Below are 16,038 nucleotides of genomic sequence, written 5' to 3'. Positions count from 1 at the left end.
CCCCAGGCCCCCTCGAGCGGTTCGCCCGAGCCCAAGAGCAGGGCGGCGAGCTTGGCGACATCCATGGGGCTGCCGCCACCGAAGCCAACGACCGATGCGATTCCGCCTGCCCGGCCAGCTGCAACTGCGGCAAGAAGCGTGGCCTCAGAAGGGTCGGCCTCGACCTCGCTGAAGATCACGACGTCATGGCCAGCCCGGCGCAGCGCGGCAAGCGCCGGCCGGGCAAGCCCGAGCCCGAGAATCTGGGCGTCCGTCACGAACAGCACCGGCCCTGGCGGCAGGTAGGCAGGAAGCTGGGCAGAAACGCCAGGGCCGGCTTCAACGGATGGACCATAGCGGAAGCGGAAGTCCATGCGCCGCTCCTGCGGCTGTGGGGAGCCCCGGGTCAAGCCCTGGCTCATATCAAGGCTCGGCTGCGATGACTCATCGCCACCGGGTGTTCGGCCTGCTGGCCGGCGCGTGGGGAGCGCTTGCACATCCCGGTGACCCGTTCCGGTCACTGGGATGCGGTATCAGGCGGCGTCCGCGGCCTTCTCGACCGGCCCTGAATCCTGGCCCTTGGCCGAGACATCGCGGTCAACGAACTCGATGACTGCCATCGCCGCTTGGTCAGACGCGCGAAAGCCCGCCTTGAGTACGCGCGTGTATCCGCCCGGCCGGTTGGTATAGCGCGGCGCAATCACGTCGAACAGCTTGGTGAGCTGGGTGTCGTCCATCAACCGGGCCCGGGCAAGGCGGCGGTTGGAAAGCCCGCCGCGCTTGGCAAGGGTCACGAGTTTCTCGGTATAGGGCCGCAGCTCCTTTGCCTTTGCAAGCGTGGTCAGGATCTGCTCATGCTTGATGAGGGCGGCTGCCATGTTCTTCAGCATGGCCTCGCGATGGGCGCTGGTGCGCCCCAGCTTCCGGTGGGCGTGCCTGTGACGCATCTCGTCTCTCCGTTCGTCTTGGGGCCGTGCCGTGCGGTCAGGAACCCCGAGCCTCGCCCGCTTGCCCCCGGGCGCATGGGGGGTGGGTGCCGCCGGTCGGACTTCCGGCAGGTCGCCCCCGGGTCGGCAAAGCCGCCCGGATGGCGGCCGGCCGGAACCCGCCGGCCGGGCCTGCGGCGAGTCCGCGGGCCAGCATGCTGGCCGCGGCCGCCTTCGGCCTAGAACTCCTGCTCCAGCTTCTTGGCCAGCTCCTCAATATTCTCCGGCGGCCAGCCGGGGATTTCCATACCAAGGCGCAGACCCATGGACTGGAGCACTTCCTTGATCTCGTTCAGAGACTTGCGGCCGAAGTTGGGCGTGCGAAGCATCTCCGGCTCCGACTTCTGCACCAGGTCACCGATATAGATGATGTTGTCGTTCTTGAGGCAGTTGGCCGAGCGGACCGAAAGCTCGAGCTCGTCCACCTTTTTGAGAAGATTGCGGTTCATCAAGATGTCGGTCGGTTCCTCGGCAGCAACGCCCGGGACCATTGTGACCGGGGCCGGGCGAACAGCTGGCTCCTCGAAATTGACGAACAGCTGGAGCTGGTCCTGGAGGATCCGCGCCGCATAGCCAACCGCATCGTCGGGCGAGACCGAGCCGTCAGTCTCAACCGTCAGCGTCAGCTTGTCATAGTCCAGTTCCTGGCCGACGCGCGTGTTCTCGACCTTGTAGGCGACCTGCCGGACCGGCGAATAGATGGCATCGACGGGAATGAGCCCGATCGGCGCGTCGGCCGGGCGGTTGGCAGATGCGGGCACATAGCCCTTGCCCGACTGGACCGTCATTTCCATGTTGAATGTGGCACCCTCGTCGAGAGTGCAGATGACGAGTTCGGGGTTGGCGATCTCGATGTCGCCGCTCGTTGCAATCCGGCCTGCCGTCACGGCCCCCGGGCCAGTCGCAGACAGCGACAGCCGCTTGGGCTGGTCACCCTGCATCTTCACCACGATCTGCTTTACGTTGAGGACGATGTCGGTCACATCCTCCCGCACGCCGGGAAGCGAGGAGAATTCGTGCAGGGCGCCGTCGATCCGGATCGCCGTCACGGCTGCACCCTGGAGGCTCGAGAGCAAAACCCGCCGCAGCGCATTGCCCAGCGTCAGCCCGAAGCCCCGCTCGAGCGGCTCGGCGACGAACGCCTTGCGGTTGGGAGCCCCTGCCGGCCGCACATCAAGACCAAGGGGCTTCTTCAGTTCCTGCCAGTTCTTTGCGAAAGCTGCCACCACGCCCGTTTCACCTTTCTTCTCGGCCCTGCGGGCCGAATGTCCTGCCGCCAGGAAGAGGCCAGGCACGCGCCTGGCCCACGACCCATCAGACGCGCCGCCGCTTGGGCGGACGCACCCCATTGTGGGGAATCGCTGTCACATCGCGGATCGACGTGATCTGGAAGCCCACCGCCTGCAGCGCGCGGAGTGCCGATTCACGGCCCGAGCCCGGGCCTTTCACTTCCACCTCAAGTGTGCGCACGCCATGCTCGGCGGCCTTCTTGCCGGCGTCTTCCGCTGCGACTTGCGCGGCATAGGGAGTTGACTTGCGGCTGCCCTTAAATCCCATGGTCCCCGCCGAAGACCAGGCAATCGTGTTGCCCTGGGCATCCGTGATGGTGATCATGGTGTTGTTGAAACTGGCGTTCACATGCGCAACGCCTGAGGTGATGTTCTTGCGCTCGCGCCGCTTGAGCCTCTGGGGTTCGCGTGCCATTACTTTTTCTTCCCTGCGATCGGCTTGGCCTTGCCCTTGCGCGTGCGGGCATTGGTGTGGGTGCGCTGGCCACGAACGGGGAGCCCCTTCCGGTGGCGAAGCCCGCGATAGCTCGCCAGATCCATGAGGCGTTTGATGTTCATCGCCACTTCGCGACGCAGATCCCCTTCGACCAGATAGTCGCGGTCAATGGTCTCGCGAATGGCGAGAATCTCCGCATCCGTCAGATCCTGAACTCGACGCTCGGACGGAATCTCGAGCCGGGTCGTAATCTCCTTCGCCTTGGTGCGGCCAATGCCATGGATGTAGGTGAGCGCGATTTCCACGCGCTTATTCGTGGGGATGTTGACCCCTGCAATCCGTGCCACAAACTGCTCCTGCTCCACGAGGGCCCTGGGCGAGGCACCTCATCTCACTGCTTCGCCGATACCACGCACCGGCCATTCCAAGCGGCGGCCGCCCGCTCACACCTGGAATTCGCCGCGCTGGGGAATCGGAACGGGACGCGGTAAAAACCCCGCTCGCGCCTGTCAAGAAAAAAGCCTGCTGCCCGCTGCAAGGTCAAGCTGGGAGCAGTGCCGCCAGGCCCCGCGCCACATCCTCGATCGGCGCCATGCCGTCAACCCGGGCGACCAGACCGCGTGCTTCGTAGAGGGGCAGGATCGGCGCCGTCTTGGCGCGATACTCTGCCATCCGGGTTCTGACCGTTGCCTCATTGTCATCCGGGCGGCGCTTGAATTCGGTGCTGCCACAGCGGTCGCACACGCCGGCCACGCGCGGCAACTTGTGGCGGTCATGATAGCCCTCGCCGCATTTGGCGCAAGTGAAGCGGCCAGTAATCCGGTCGACAAGTGCATCCTCATCCACGTCAATCTCGATCACCCGGTCGAGATGGCGACCGTGGGCGGCCAAGAGCGCATCGAGGCTTTCGGCTTGGGCAAGCGTGCGCGGATAGCCATCAAAGATAATACCGGTCCCGGGCGGGGTGGTGCCCAGCGCTTCGTCGATGAGGCCGGAGACGACGTGATCGGGAACCAGCCCGCCTGCCTCCATGATGGCCTTCGCTTCAAGGCCCACTGGCGTTCCCGCCTTGACGGCGGCGCGCAGCATGTCGCCTGTTGAAAGCTGGACCATCCCGCGCGCGGCCATCAGCCGCTGTGCCTGGGTGCCCTTGCCAGCCCCCGGGGGGCCGAGGAGGATGATGACGGGGCCCGTCGCACCATTGGCCGCTCGGCTGCCGCTCATCGGCGCCCCCGGAGCTTCGCCTTCTTGATGAGCCCTTCATACTGGTGGGCGAGCAGATGGCCCTGGATCTGGGCGACCGTGTCCATCGTCACGTTGACCACGATCAGCAGCGACGTGCCGCCAAAATAGAAGGGGATCGCCAGCTGCGAGATCAAGAGCTCGGGCAAGAGGCAGATGAGCGTGAGGTAGAGCGCGCCGACCACGGTAATCCGTGTCAGCACATAGTCGAGATATTCCGCGGTCTTCTGGCCTGGGCGGATGCCGGGGATGAAACCGCCATATTTCTTGAGATTCTCTGCCGTCTCCTCCGGGTTGAAGACGACAGCGGTGTAGAAGAAGGCGAAAAAGATGATGCCCGCGGCATAGAGCGCCATGTAGAGGGGCGCGCCGTGCTGGAGCGCAGTCGTGATGGTGAGCAGCAGGTCACCGCCAGCCCCGGTTGCGCCTTCGCCGGCAAATTGCGCAACCGTCAGCGGCATGAGCAGCAGCGAGGACGCGAAGATCGGCGGGATGACCCCCGGGGTGTTCAGCTTCAGGGGCAAGTGGGACTTGTCGCCCTGGAACATCCGGTTGCCGACCTGGCGCTTGGGATACTGGATGAGGATCCGGCGCTGGGCGCGCTCCACCCAGCAGATGAAGGCGATGACGGCGAGCGCACCGACGACGACGACGCCCAAGAACCCGATCGAGATGGCTCCAGTGCGGGCCTGCTCGAACAGACCGCCAAGGGCGACAGGAAGCTGGGCGACAATCCCGGCCATGATGATGAGGGAAATGCCATTGCCGATGCCGCGGCTGGTGATCTGCTCGCCGAGCCACATCAGGAACAGGGTGCCGCCAAGGAGCGAGATGATGGTCGAAATGCGGAAGAACCAGCCCGGATCGATGACGGCCGACACGCCCGAGGAGGAACCCCAGCCCTCGAGACCGACGGCAATGCCATAGCCCTGGAAGATGGTGAGGATGACGGTGCCGAAGCGGGTATACTGGTTCAGCTTCTTGCGCCCGGCCTCGCCTTCCTTCTTGAGCGCCTTCCACGGCTCGTGGATCGAACTCATCAGCTGCACCACGATCGACGCCGTGATGTAGGGCATGATGCCAAGCGCGATGATCGACATGCGCTCAAGCGCACCACCTGAGAACATGTTGAAGAAGTCGAGCACGCCGCCGGCAGTCCGGTTGAACAGCTGGTCCAGCGCGACCGGGTCGATCCCCGGCAGCGGCACGAAAGAGCACAGCCGGAAGATGACGAGCGCACCAAGCGTGAACCAGATGCGCTTCTTAAGGTCGGTTGCCTTCGAGAAGTTGGCGAAGCTCAGGTTCTGGGCAAGTGTATCGGCAGCTGTGGCCATTCCCTCATCCTTGCCGTGCGCCGCCCATCCGGCCCTCCGGCGAGCCATGATGTAGGCAGGGCGGGTGCGCGTGCAACGCTTCAGCCTTTCGCCGCCCGGGTCTCGGTGACCGAGCCGCCCGCCTTCTCGACTGCGGCCTTCGCTGCCGCGCTTGCGCCTGCGACCGTCAAGTCAAGCTTTGCCCGGAGTTCGCCGCGGCCGAGCAGGCGCACGCCGTCGCGCACATGGGTGAGCACGCCGGCTTCCTTCAGCACTGCTGCGTCCACTGCCGAGCCGGCTGCGATCCGGCCAGAATCGACTGCCGCCTGCAGGGTGCCGAGATTGACCACCGCGAAGCGCAGCCGGTTGGGTGCGTTGAACCCGCGCTTGGGCAGCCGCATGTGGAGCGGCATCTGCCCCCCCTCGAAGCCCTTGATGGCAACGCCCGAGCGGCTCTTCTGGCCCTTCTGGCCGCGCCCTGCGGTCTTGCCGGTGCCCGCGCCAATGCCACGGCCGACACGGGTGCGCGCCTTGCGGGCGCCCGGGTTATCGCTGATCTCGTTCAGTTTCATGGCCATTTTTTCCTTGCTGGCAACGGCGTGGTCACACCTTCCTCAGGCGTCCTCAACCCGCACCATATGCTGCACCTTGGCGATCATCCCGCGCACTTCCGGGGTGTCGGGAAGCTCGCGGGTGCGGTGCATCTTGTTGAGCCCCAAGCCGATGAGCGTTGCCCGCTGGTCCTTGGTGCGGCGGATCGGCGAGCCGATCTGGGTCACCTTGAGGGTCTTGTCTGCCATCGTCCCGCTCCTCAAGCTCCGACTGCTTCGGCCTCGGCCTCACGCGGCGCAATATCGCCACGCCGGGCAAGAAGATCCGCCACCTTGCGACCACGGCGCTGGGCAACCGCTTTCGGGCTCACTTGCTCTGTGAGTGCTGCGAACGTCGCGCGGACCATGTTGTAAGGGTTGTTGGTTCCAACCGACTTGGCGACGACGTCGGCAACACCAAGGGATTCAAAGACGGCGCGCATCGGGCCGCCAGCGATGATGCCCGTCCCCTGGGTTGCCGAGCGCACATAGACCTTGCCTGCACCGAAGTGGCCAAAGCCGTCGTGGTGGAGCGTGCGACCATCGCGCAGCGGCACGCGCACCATCGCCTTCTTCGCAGCTGCAGTGGCCTTGGCAATTGCCTCGGGCACCTCGCGCGCCTTGCCATGGCCGAAGCCGACCCGGCCCTTGCCATCACCGACGACGACCAGCGCTGCAAAGCCAAAGCGCTTGCCACCCTTGACCGTCTTCGAAACACGATTGATGTGGACCAGTTTTTCGATGAGCTCCTGGCCATCTTCCGCAAGCGATGGCTCGCGGCCGCGGCGGCGGTCGCTGCGGTCAGCGCCACGGCCCCGGCCGCCCCGGCCACGCCGCTCGCCCCGCTCGAGGCCTGCCTCGGACACGTCCCCAGCGTCGGAAAGAATCTCGTCTGCCATCCTCAAAACTCCAGTCCGCCTGCTCGAGCGGCTTCGGCGAGAGCCTTCACTCGGCCATGAAAGAGAAAGCCGCCGCGATCGAACACGACAGCCGTCACCCCGGCAGCCTTGGCGCGTTCTGCAAGCGTCTTGCCGACGGCCGCGGCGGCGGCAACTGTTGCACCACTGCCCTCAAACTGCTTCTCGAGACTGGAGGCAGCAGCGACCGTGTGGCCCCTGCTGTCATCGATGACCTGGGCGTAGATGTGCCGCCCCGAACGATGCACTGAAAGCCGGGGCCGCCCGCCGGATTTGGCGCGCAGCGCCGTGCGCACCCGGCGCCGGCGCCGCTCGAAGAGGGACAAGTGCTTGGCCATTACTTCTTCTTCCCCTCTTTGCGGAAGATGAATTCGCCGCGATACTTGATGCCCTTGCCCTTGTAGGGCTCGGGCTTGCGCCAGCGGCGGATTTCGGCTGCGACCTGGCCGACCTTCTGGCGATCGGCACCGGAAATCTCAACCGTGGTCTGGTCAGGAGTCTTCGCGCTGACCCCTTCGGGCAACTGATATTCGACATCATGGCTGTAGCCGAGCTGAAGCTTGAGCGTCGAACCCTGGGCCGACGCGCGGTAGCCAACGCCGGAAATCTCGAGGACCTTGGCGAAGCCTTCCGAAACCCCAACGACAAGGTTGGAGACAAGCGTGCGCTGCATGCCCCAGAAGGCACGCGCGCGCTTGCTGTCATTGGCGGGCCTCACGCGGATTTCCGCGCCTTCCACTTCATAGCGGATTTCCTCTGCCAGCCGCATGGCGAGCTCGCCCTTTGGCCCCTTGGCGCGGATTTCCCCGCCCTCGATGGCGACCGTGACACCAGCCGGGATGGGAACCGGCTTCTTTCCAATGCGCGACATGATCAGAACACCTGGCAGAGCACTTCACCGCCGACATTTTCGGCGCGGGCTTCCGCGTCCGAGAGCACGCCACGCGGTGTCGAGACGATGGTGATTCCAAGGCCGTTGCGCACCCGAGGCAAGTCTTTCGCGCCCGAATAGACTCGCCGACCGGGCTTCGACACGCGCTTCAGCTCGCGGATTGCCGGCTGGCCTTCGAAATATTTGAGCTCGATGCGGATAGTGGGCGGGCCGCCCGCCTTGTCCTCACGGCTCCAGCCGCGGATATAGCCTTCCCGCTGGAGCACGTCGAGCACATTGGTGCGCAGCCGCGACGCTGGCGAGACCACGCTGTCCTTGCGTGCGGCCTGGCCGTTCCGGATCCGGGTCAGCATGTCACCCAAAGGGTCGGTCATGTTCATGGCGGCAGTCCTTACCAGCTCGACTTGGTCACTCCGGGGATCAAGCCCTTGTTGGCCAGTTCCCGAAGCTGCACACGGCAGAGCTTGAACTTGCGATAATAGCCGCGCGGCCGGCCGGTAAGCGCACACCGGTTCCGCACACGGGTCGGATTGGCATTGCGGGGGATTTCCGCCATCTTGAGCCGCGCCAACAGCCGCTCGCTCTCGGAGAGCGACTCATCATCGGCTGTCGCCTTCAGCTTGGCATATTTGGCGGCATAGCGCTTCACCAGCATCTTGCGCCGCTCGTTCTTGTTGATGGAGCTCAACTTGGCCATGATGACGTCTCCTCAGGCCGCTTCGCGCGTCTGCGCGTCAGCATCACCCAAAAACGGCATGCCAAAAGCGCGCAAGAGGGCGCGCGCCTCGTCATCCGTCCGGGCCGTCGTTGTGAAGATAATGTCCATGCCGCGGACCTTGTCGATCCGGTCATAGGAAATCTCGGGGAAGACCAGCTGCTCCTTCAAGCCGATGGCATAGTTGCCACGGCCATCGAAGCTCTTCGGGTTCAGTCCACGGAAGTCCTTCACCCGCGGCAGCGCAATGGTGATGAGCCGGTCAAGAAACTCATACATCCGGTCCCTGCGCAGAGTCACCTTGCAGCCAATTGGCATGCCCTCGCGCAGCTTGAACGAAGCAACCGACTTCTTGGCCCGCGTGATGACGGGCTTTTGGCCAGCGATTGCCATCATCTCTGCAGCAGCCAGCTCCACTTTCTTGCGGTCCTGAGTCGCCTCGCCCACCCCCATGTTGATGGTGATCTTCTCCAGCCGCGGAACCGCAAGCCGGTTCGTATAGCCGAACTGGCGGGTGAGCGCCGGCACCACCTCGTCCTCGTAGAGCCGCTGCATACGCGGCTTCCTGCGCGCGTCAGCCATCGATCACCTCACCTGAACCCTTGGAGACCCTGACCTTGCGGCCATCGCGCACGGCAAATCCGACACGCGCGGGCTTGCCCGTCTTCGGGTCCTTCAATGCCACGTTGGAGACATGGATCGGCGCTTCAAACCGCTTGCGGCCGCCCTGCGGGTCCGCCTGGCTGGGCTTCTGGTGGCGTGTCACCATGTTCACCCCCGAGACGACCACCCGACCTTCCTTTGGGAGTGCACGCAAGACTTCGCCTTCGCGGCCCTTGTCGCGGCCGGCGAGTACCACGACCTTGTCTCCCTTCCTGATCTTGGCAGCCATTTCAGAGCACCTCCGGGGCAAGGCTGATGATCTTCATGTGGCCAGATGCGCGCAGCTCGCGCACCACAGGCCCGAAGATCCGGGTGCCGATCGGCTCCTGGTTCTTGTTGATGAGCACGGCGGCATTGGAATCGAACCGGATCACCGAGCCATCGGGGCGGCGGATGTCCTTGGCGGTCCGCACCACGACGGCGCGATGCACGTCGCCCTTCTTGACCCGGCCCTTGGGCTGCGCCTCCTTGACCGAGACGACAATCACATCGCCCACGCCTGCCGTACGGCGCTTGGAGCCCCCAAGCACCTTGATGCACATCACCTGCTTTGCACCCGAATTGTCGGCAACATCGAGCCTTGTCTGCATCTGGATCATCTCAGGCGGCTCCCTGCTCAGGGCCAGTCGCAGCTGCGCTGGCGCCGACCTTCTCAATGACGCGCCAGGTCTTCAGCTTCGAGATCGGCGCACACTCCTCGATCCGCACCACATCGCCCGCCTTGAAGGCATTGGCCTCGTCATGGGCGTGATACTTCTTCGAGCGACGAATGATCTTGCCATAAATGGGGTGCGCCACCCGCCGCTCGACGAGCACAACGACGGTGCGGTCGGGCTTGTCAGAGACCACCGTTCCCTGGAGAATCCGCTTGGGCATCAATTGGCTCCCTTGCTGGCCGCAGCCTTGCTGCGGGCCGTCTGTTCGGTCTTGATGCGCGCAATCGTCCGGCGCACCTCCCGCACCCGCGACGGCTTCTCAAGCTGCTGCGTTGCCGCCTGGAACCGGAGATTGAGCTGCTCGCGCTTCAGTTCCGCAAGCCGGCCCTGCAAGTCCGCATCGGAAAGCGACTTCAGATCCTCGCGTGCCATGCTCACGCCTCCTTCGCTTCGCCAAGGCGGACGATCATCTTGGTCTTGATCGGAAGCTTCGCCGCCGCGCGCTCGAACGCGCCGGCCGCCACCTCGCGGCTGACGCCATCAAGCTCGAACATGACGCGCCCAGGCTTGACCCGCGCCACCCAATATTCCGGAGAGCCCTTGCCTGACCCCATCCGCACTTCCGCGGGCTTGCTTGAGACCGGGATATCCGGGAAGATCCGAATCCACAGCCGCCCTTGCCGCTTGATGTGGCGGGTGATCGCCCGGCGCGCGCTCTCAATCTGGCGCGCGGTGATCCGCTCGGGCTCCAAGGCCTTCAGGCCGAAGGCACCGAAATTGAGCGAAGCCCCGCCCTTGGCGTTGCCATGAATTCGCCCCTTGTGGGCCTTCCGGAACTTCGTCCGCTTGGGTTGCAGCATCTCATTTCGCCTTCAGTCGAGGGAAGAGCCCTCCGATAAGGCGACGGGTCTCATCCGTCGCTTACCGGGCCGGGCGCACTCCCGAAGTTTGGGATTCAAGCATCAGCCGGTCCTGCGCCATCGGGTCGTGCCCCATGATCTCCCCCTTGAAGATCCAGACCTTCACACCGCACACGCCATAGGCCGTGTGGGCCTGGGCTTCGGCATAGTCGACATTGCCCCTGAGCGTGTGAAGCGGAACCCGGCCTTCGCGATACCATTCCGTCCGGGCAATCTCAGCGCCACCAAGCCGGCCTGAACAGGTAATCCGGATGCCTTCCGCGCCCAGCCGCAGCGCCGACTGCACTGCCCGCTTCATTGCCCGGCGGAAGGCGACACGGCGCTCGAGCTGGTCGGCAACGCCTTGCGCCACCAGCTTGGCATCGATCTCGGGCTTTCGGATCTCGACGATGTTGAGCGTGACATCGCTCTTCGTCATGGCCGCGAGCGCCTTCCGGAGCTTGTCGATATCGGCACCCTTCTTGCCAATGATGACACCCGGGCGGGCAGCATAGACCGAAACACGGCAAAGCTTCGCTGGTCGCTCGATGACGACCTTGGAAATCGCTGCCTGCGGATGCGTCTTCATAATATAGTCGCGGATCTTCAGATCCTCGAGCAGGAGCCGGCCATAGTCTGCACCGCTCGCATACCAGCGGCTGTCCCAGGTGCGGTTGATCTGCAGGCGAAGCCCGATCGGCGAGGTCTTCTGTCCCATCCCTAGGCTCCTGCCTCATCCATTTCGCGCACCACGATCCGAAGCCGCGCAAAGGGCTTGACAATGCGGGCCGAGCGGCCGCGGGCGCGCGTTGCAAACCGCTTCATCGTCAGCGCCTTGCCCACGCTCGCCTCCTTCACAACCAGCCGGTCGACATCGAGATTGTGGTTGTTCTCGGCATTCGCGATCGCAGACTGCAGGCACTTCTTCACGTCAACCGCCATCTTCTTCTTCGAGAAGGTGAGGATGTTGACTGCCTCTTCGGCTTTTCGGCCCCGGATAAGGCCGGCGACCAGGTTGAGCTTATAGGGGCTGCCGCGCACGGCAGCCGCAACGGCAAGCGCTTCCTTGTCGTCGACCTTGCGGGGGGACGCGGGTTTCGACATTGCCTACCTCTTCGATTTCTTGTCGGCTGCGTGGCCATGGAAGGTGCGAGTCGGGGCGAACTCGCCGAGCTTCATGCCCACCATGTCCTCATTGACCACGACCGGAATGAACTTGCGGCCGTTGTAGACATTGAACGTGTGGCCGACGAACTCGGGGAGGATGGTCGAACGCCGCGACCAGGTCTTGATCGGCCCACGGCTGCCGGCCTGCACCTTCTTCAGAAGATGCAGGTCGACGAACGGACCCTTCCAGACGGAACGTGCCATCTTACCTCTTCTTCTTGGCGTGGCGGCTGCGGATGATCATCTTGTCCGTCGCCTTGTTGCTGCGGGTGCGGGCGCCCTTGGTCGGCTTGCCCCAGGGCGTCACCGGATGCCGCCCGCCCGAGGTCCGGCCCTCGCCACCACCGTGCGGGTGGTCAACGGGGTTCTTGGCGACGCCACGAGTGAGCGGCCGCCTGCCCAGCCAGCGGGCGCGGCCGGCCTTGGCGAGGTTCTGGTTGGCATTGTCGGGATTGGAGACTGCACCCACGCTTGCCATGCACTCCGCGCGCACATAGCGCTGCTCGCCCGAATTGAGGCGGATGATGACCATCCCGCGGTCGCGGCCGACCACTTGGATGAAAGTGCCAGCCGCGCGCGCAAGCTGCCCCCCCTTGCCTGGCTTCAACTCGACATTGTGGACAATGGTCCCAACCGGCACCTGGCCGATCTCCATCGCATTGCCTGGCTTCACGTCCGCCTTCTTGGCTGCGACCACCGTGTCACCTGGCGCCAGGCGCTGGGGTGCAAGGATGTAGGAGAGATCGCCATTGCCATATTTGATGAGCGCAATGAACGCCGAGCGGTTCGGGTCATATTCCAGCCGCTCCACCGTTGCCGGGTCGTCAAAGCGACGACGCTTGAAGTCGATGCGACGGTAGCGCTGCTTGTGGCCGCCGCCGATGCCACGCGAAGTGGCATGGCCCATGTTGTTGCGGCCGCCCGTCCGGGTCTTGCCTTCGGTCAGCGACTTCACCGGCTTGCCCTTCCACAGCGCCGACCGGTCGACGAGGACAAGGCCGCGCCGGGCCGGGCTCGTCGGGTTGAAACTCTTGAGCGCCATCGCCTCAGACTCCCGTCGTCACATCGATCGACTGACCTTCGGCCAGCGTCACGATCGCCTTTTTGGTGTCCGACCTGGTGTAGGGCCGGCCGCGCCAGCGCTTGCTCTTGCCCTTGGCAAGGAGCGTGTTGACCGCTTTGACCTTCACATCGAACAGGGCCTCGACTGCAGCCTTGATGTCCGGCTTGGAAGCACCAGGCGCCACTTCGAAGACGACCTGGTTGTGCTCGCCAATGCGAGTCGTCTTCTCGGTAATGACCGGCCGCAAGACCACATCATAGTGCTTGAGATCAATCGCTGCTGTCTTCGTTCTTGCCATGGTCAGGCCTCCGCTTGCACCGCGGACCGACCGGCAAGCCGGGCCTCGAGCGCTTCAACAGCAGCACGCGTCAGCACCAGGTGGTCGTGGTTGAGGATATCGTAGACATTGGCACCGACAGCGGGGAGCACATCCACCTTGTAGAGGTTGCGGCTGGCGAGCGCGAAGTTGACGTCGACGGCAATACCATCGACGAACAAGCCATTGGCAACGCCGAGCTTCTCGAGACCTTCCTTCAGCAGCTTCGTCTTCGCGGCCTCGAGTGCCAGATTGTCGACGACGACGAGCTTGCCGTCGCGCGCCTTGGCTGAGAGGGCGCACTTCAAGCCAAGCGCACGGATTTTCTTGTTGAGCGCCGGGTCGAAATCGCGCCGGCGGGGCCCGTGGGCCTTGCCACCGCCGATGAACTGGGGCGCGGCCCGGTTGCCGTGGCGGGCGGCACCGCTGCCCTTCTGGCGGCCGAACTTCTTGCCCGTGCGATCAACATCAGAGCGTTCGCGCGCAGCCCGCGCCGTGCCCCGGCGCTTCTCGAGCTGCCAGGTGACGACCCGGTGGAGGATGTCAGCGCGCGGCTCGATCGCGAACACCGAGTCCGGAAGCTCGAGCTCGCCGGCAGTGCCACCGGCGAGGGTCTTCACTTCGACCTTCATTGCTCTTCGCTCCCCGCAGGCGCATCAGCTGGCGTATCTGAAGCTGCCGCCTCTGGCGCGCCAGCCAGAGCCGCCTTGAGCCCGGCCGGATACGGTGCCGCCTCAGGCCGTGGCGCTTTGACGGCGTCGCGAACGAGAAGCCAGCTGCCCTTCGCGCCCGGCACCGAGCCGCGCACGAACAGGAGATCGCGCACAGGATCGGTCTCGATGATCAGGAGATTCTGCTGGGTGCGCTGGCGATCCCCCATATGGCCCGCCATCTTCTTATTCTTGAATACGCGGCCCGGATCCTGTCGGTTGCCAGTTGACCCGTGCGAGCGGTGCGAAACCGAAACCCCGTGGGTTGCGCGCAGCCCGCCAAAGCCCCAGCGCTTCATCGCCCCTGCAAAGCCTTTGCCCTGGGTGGTGCCAGTCACGTCCACGAGCTGGCCGGGCACGAAATGGCTGGCGGAAAGCGAGGCGCCGACAGCGACGAGCGCATCCTCGGTCACCCGGAATTCCGCCAGCCGCGCCTTGGGCGCAACTTCCGCCGCAGCGAAATGGCCACGCTCCGGCTTGGTCAAGTTCTTCGCCTTGGCCGCGCCCGCGCCCACTTGCAATGCGACATAGCCGTCACGCGCGGCCGTGCGCTGGGCCACCACCTGATTGTCTTCGAGCGCCAGCACAGTCACGGGCACATGGGCACCGTCTTCCGTGAACAGGCGGGTCATGCCCACCTTCCTGGCGATCACGCCGGTTCGCATCTTTCGTCCTCTCCAACAGAGGCCCCTTCGGCATGTCTCCGGGGCGTGTCACGGGCGTCCCCGCCCGCTCCTGCCGGGCTTCAGCCCTGCAGCTTGATCTCCACATCGACACCCGCAGCAAGGTCAAGCTTCATCAAGGCATCAACCGTCTGCGGCGTCGGCTTCACGATATCAAGAAGCCGCTTGTAGGTCCGCACCTCGAACTGCTCGCGTGACTTCTTGTCGATGTGCGGCGAACGGTTCACCGTGAACTTCTCAATCCGGGTTGGGAGCGGGATCGGCCCGCGCACATCGGCCCCGGTGCGCTTGGCCGTCTCGGCGATCTCGTTCGTCGCCGTGTCCAGCACCCGGTAGTCGAAGGCCTTGAGCCTGATCCGGATATTCTGCGTTTCCATGTTTCTGGCTTCCGAACCCGTCTCTCCAAAAAAGCGAGCGGCCGGCCGCTGAACGAATCAGCGACCAGCCGGGTCGCGGTTGTTACTACTTGACGATTTGCGAGACAACCCCCGCGCCGACCGTGCGGCCGCCTTCGCGGATGGCAAAGCGCAGGCCCTGGTCCATGGCGATCGGGGCAATCAGCTTGACGCCGAGCTGGACATTCTCACCCGGCATGACCATCTCGGTGCCGGCAGGAAGCTCAACAGTTCCCGTCACGTCCGTCGTGCGGAAATAGAATTGCGGCCGATAGTTGGCGAAGAACGGCGTGTGGCGGCCACCCTCATCCTTCGACAGCACATAGACTTCCGCCTTGAACTCGGTGTGCGGCGTGATCGAGCCGGGCTTCGCCAGCACTTGGCCGCGCTCAACATCCTCGCGCTTGGTGCCCCTGAGCAGCGCGCCGATGTTGTCGCCGGCCCGCCCCTCATCCAGCAGCTTCCGGAACATTTCAACGCCAGTCACGACCGTCTTGGCCGTGTCTCGGATGCCGACGATCTCGACTTCCTCGCCCACCTTGATGACTCCCGTCTCGACTCGGCCGGTCACCACCGTGCCGCGGCCTGAAATCGAGAACACATCCTCAATCGGCATCAGGAACGGCTTGTCGAGCGGACGCTCAGGCTGCGGGATATATTCATCGACTGCCCGCATCAGCTCAAGAATCGCCTGCTTGCCAATCTCGGGCTTCTTATCTTCAAGGGCCATCAGCGCCGAGCCCTTGATGATCGGAATCTCGTCGCCCGGGAATTCATACTTTGACAAGAGCTCGCGCACCTCAAGCTCGACAAGCTCGAGGATCTCGGGATCGTCGACCATGTCGACCTTGTTCATGAAGACGACCAGCGCCGGCACGCCGACTTGCCGGGCAAGAAGGATATGCTCGCGCGTCTGCGGCATCGGGCCATCAGTTGCCGAGACCACAAGGATGGCGCCGTCCATCTGCGCTGCACCCGTGATCATGTTCTTCACATAGTCGGCGTGGCCAGGGCAGTCGACATGGGCATAGTGGCGCTTCTCCGTCTCATACTCGACATGGGCCGTCGAGATGGTGATGCCGCGCTCGCGCTCCTCGGGCGCTTTGTCGATCTGGTCGTAGGCGGTG

General features: G+C 64.4%; 29 protein-coding genes. All 29 read right to left on the bottom strand.

Annotated elements, in window-relative coordinates; genetic code table 11:
* Positions 1-353 (bottom strand): iron-containing alcohol dehydrogenase (locus tag ACWIQA_RS07810; RefSeq protein ID WP_448582505.1); only part of this gene is annotated, 353 nt, incomplete at its 3' end.
* 159 nt (positions 354-512) lie between these two features.
* Positions 513-926 carry a 50S ribosomal protein L17 gene (rplQ, locus tag ACWIQA_RS07805; RefSeq protein ID WP_448582504.1) on the bottom strand — a complete coding sequence of 138 codons (414 nt, stop codon included), beginning with the start codon at positions 924-926 and terminating at the stop codon, positions 513-515.
* Between the two features lie 218 nt (positions 927-1,144).
* Complete coding sequence (locus ACWIQA_RS07800; protein WP_448582507.1) at positions 1,145-2,191, bottom strand: DNA-directed RNA polymerase subunit alpha; 1,047 nt, start codon at positions 2,189-2,191, stop codon at positions 1,145-1,147.
* Between the two features lie 88 nt (positions 2,192-2,279).
* Complete coding sequence (gene rpsK, locus ACWIQA_RS07795) at positions 2,280-2,669, bottom strand: 30S ribosomal protein S11 (RefSeq protein ID WP_194744241.1); 390 nt, start codon at positions 2,667-2,669, stop codon at positions 2,280-2,282.
* Positions 2,669-3,037, bottom strand: a complete 369-nt coding sequence (gene rpsM, locus ACWIQA_RS07790; RefSeq protein WP_448582503.1) for a 30S ribosomal protein S13 — start codon at positions 3,035-3,037, stop codon at positions 2,669-2,671. Before rpsM ends, rpsK begins: the two co-directional genes overlap by 1 nt.
* 193 nt (positions 3,038-3,230) lie before the next feature.
* On the bottom strand, positions 3,231-3,914 hold the full coding sequence (locus ACWIQA_RS07785; protein ID WP_448582502.1) for an adenylate kinase: 684 nt from the start codon (positions 3,912-3,914) through the stop codon (positions 3,231-3,233).
* Positions 3,911-5,266: a preprotein translocase subunit SecY gene (gene secY / locus ACWIQA_RS07780; protein ID WP_448582501.1), complete on the bottom strand. Its 1,356-nt coding sequence runs from the start codon at positions 5,264-5,266 to the stop codon at positions 3,911-3,913. The genes ACWIQA_RS07785 and secY overlap by 4 nt, the downstream gene beginning before the upstream one ends.
* Positions 5,267-5,346: 80 nt before the next feature.
* Entirely contained in the window at positions 5,347-5,817 is a 471-nt protein-coding gene (gene rplO, locus ACWIQA_RS07775) for a 50S ribosomal protein L15 (protein ID WP_448582506.1), read from the bottom strand.
* Positions 5,818-5,859: 42 nt separating this feature from the next.
* On the bottom strand, positions 5,860-6,045 hold the full coding sequence (gene rpmD, locus ACWIQA_RS07770) for a 50S ribosomal protein L30 (protein ID WP_448582500.1): 186 nt from the start codon (positions 6,043-6,045) through the stop codon (positions 5,860-5,862).
* An 11-nt stretch (positions 6,046-6,056) separates the two neighbouring features.
* Positions 6,057-6,734: a 30S ribosomal protein S5 gene (gene rpsE / locus ACWIQA_RS07765; protein ID WP_448582499.1), complete on the bottom strand. Its 678-nt coding sequence runs from the start codon at positions 6,732-6,734 to the stop codon at positions 6,057-6,059.
* A 2-nt stretch (positions 6,735-6,736) separates the two neighbouring features.
* Entirely contained in the window at positions 6,737-7,090 is a 354-nt protein-coding gene (gene rplR / locus ACWIQA_RS07760; RefSeq protein WP_448582498.1) for a 50S ribosomal protein L18, read from the bottom strand.
* Entirely contained in the window at positions 7,090-7,623 is a 534-nt protein-coding gene (gene rplF, locus ACWIQA_RS07755; protein WP_448582497.1) for a 50S ribosomal protein L6, read from the bottom strand. The genes rplR and rplF overlap by 1 nt, the downstream gene beginning before the upstream one ends.
* 2 nt (positions 7,624-7,625) lie before the next feature.
* Positions 7,626-8,024: a 30S ribosomal protein S8 gene (gene rpsH, locus ACWIQA_RS07750; protein ID WP_448582496.1), complete on the bottom strand. Its 399-nt coding sequence runs from the start codon at positions 8,022-8,024 to the stop codon at positions 7,626-7,628.
* An 11-nt stretch (positions 8,025-8,035) separates the two neighbouring features.
* Positions 8,036-8,341, bottom strand: coding sequence for a 30S ribosomal protein S14 (gene rpsN / locus ACWIQA_RS07745; protein ID WP_448582495.1), 306 nt, complete (start codon positions 8,339-8,341; stop codon positions 8,036-8,038).
* Between the two features lie 12 nt (positions 8,342-8,353).
* Complete coding sequence (rplE, locus tag ACWIQA_RS07740) at positions 8,354-8,941, bottom strand: 50S ribosomal protein L5 (RefSeq protein WP_448582494.1); 588 nt, start codon at positions 8,939-8,941, stop codon at positions 8,354-8,356.
* Positions 8,934-9,251: a 50S ribosomal protein L24 gene (gene rplX / locus ACWIQA_RS07735; RefSeq protein WP_448582493.1), complete on the bottom strand. Its 318-nt coding sequence runs from the start codon at positions 9,249-9,251 to the stop codon at positions 8,934-8,936. Before rplX ends, rplE begins: the two co-directional genes overlap by 8 nt.
* A 1-nt stretch (position 9,252) precedes the next feature.
* Positions 9,253-9,621, bottom strand: coding sequence for a 50S ribosomal protein L14 (gene rplN / locus ACWIQA_RS07730; RefSeq protein WP_194744253.1), 369 nt, complete (start codon positions 9,619-9,621; stop codon positions 9,253-9,255).
* A 1-nt stretch (position 9,622) separates the two neighbouring features.
* The gene (gene rpsQ, locus ACWIQA_RS07725) at positions 9,623-9,898 is read right to left on the bottom strand and encodes a 30S ribosomal protein S17 (protein WP_448582492.1); all 276 of its coding nucleotides are present in this window, start codon (positions 9,896-9,898) and stop codon (positions 9,623-9,625) included.
* Complete coding sequence (gene rpmC, locus ACWIQA_RS07720; RefSeq protein WP_448582491.1) at positions 9,898-10,110, bottom strand: 50S ribosomal protein L29; 213 nt, start codon at positions 10,108-10,110, stop codon at positions 9,898-9,900. The genes rpsQ and rpmC overlap by 1 nt, the downstream gene beginning before the upstream one ends.
* A gap of 2 nt (positions 10,111-10,112) precedes the next feature.
* Entirely contained in the window at positions 10,113-10,538 is a 426-nt protein-coding gene (rplP, locus tag ACWIQA_RS07715) for a 50S ribosomal protein L16 (RefSeq protein ID WP_448582490.1), read from the bottom strand.
* Between the two features lie 61 nt (positions 10,539-10,599).
* Complete coding sequence (rpsC, locus tag ACWIQA_RS07710; protein WP_448582489.1) at positions 10,600-11,295, bottom strand: 30S ribosomal protein S3; 696 nt, start codon at positions 11,293-11,295, stop codon at positions 10,600-10,602.
* A gap of 2 nt (positions 11,296-11,297) precedes the next feature.
* Positions 11,298-11,681, bottom strand: a complete 384-nt coding sequence (gene rplV / locus ACWIQA_RS07705) for a 50S ribosomal protein L22 (RefSeq protein WP_448582488.1) — start codon at positions 11,679-11,681, stop codon at positions 11,298-11,300.
* A 3-nt stretch (positions 11,682-11,684) separates the two neighbouring features.
* Positions 11,685-11,948, bottom strand: coding sequence for a 30S ribosomal protein S19 (gene rpsS, locus ACWIQA_RS07700; RefSeq protein WP_448582487.1), 264 nt, complete (start codon positions 11,946-11,948; stop codon positions 11,685-11,687).
* A gap of 1 nt (position 11,949) precedes the next feature.
* Complete coding sequence (gene rplB, locus ACWIQA_RS07695) at positions 11,950-12,786, bottom strand: 50S ribosomal protein L2 (protein ID WP_448582486.1); 837 nt, start codon at positions 12,784-12,786, stop codon at positions 11,950-11,952.
* A 4-nt stretch (positions 12,787-12,790) separates the two neighbouring features.
* Positions 12,791-13,105 (bottom strand): 50S ribosomal protein L23, encoded by a 315-nt coding sequence (locus ACWIQA_RS07690; protein WP_448582485.1) that lies wholly within the window; start codon positions 13,103-13,105, stop codon positions 12,791-12,793.
* Between the two features lie 2 nt (positions 13,106-13,107).
* Positions 13,108-13,755 (bottom strand): 50S ribosomal protein L4, encoded by a 648-nt coding sequence (rplD, locus tag ACWIQA_RS07685; RefSeq protein WP_448582484.1) that lies wholly within the window; start codon positions 13,753-13,755, stop codon positions 13,108-13,110.
* Complete coding sequence (gene rplC / locus ACWIQA_RS07680) at positions 13,752-14,498, bottom strand: 50S ribosomal protein L3 (protein WP_448582483.1); 747 nt, start codon at positions 14,496-14,498, stop codon at positions 13,752-13,754. Before rplC ends, rplD begins: the two co-directional genes overlap by 4 nt.
* Before the next feature lie 80 nt (positions 14,499-14,578).
* Complete coding sequence (gene rpsJ, locus ACWIQA_RS07675) at positions 14,579-14,893, bottom strand: 30S ribosomal protein S10 (RefSeq protein WP_448582482.1); 315 nt, start codon at positions 14,891-14,893, stop codon at positions 14,579-14,581.
* Positions 14,894-14,978: 85 nt separating this feature from the next.
* Positions 14,979-16,038 (bottom strand): elongation factor Tu (tuf, locus tag ACWIQA_RS07670; protein ID WP_448582481.1); only part of this gene is annotated, 1,060 nt, incomplete at its 5' end.

The organism is Thermaurantiacus sp., from assembly GCF_053487655.1.
The sequence above is the reverse complement of the archived record's forward strand: the minus strand, read 5'-3'. Positions and strand labels throughout refer to the sequence as shown.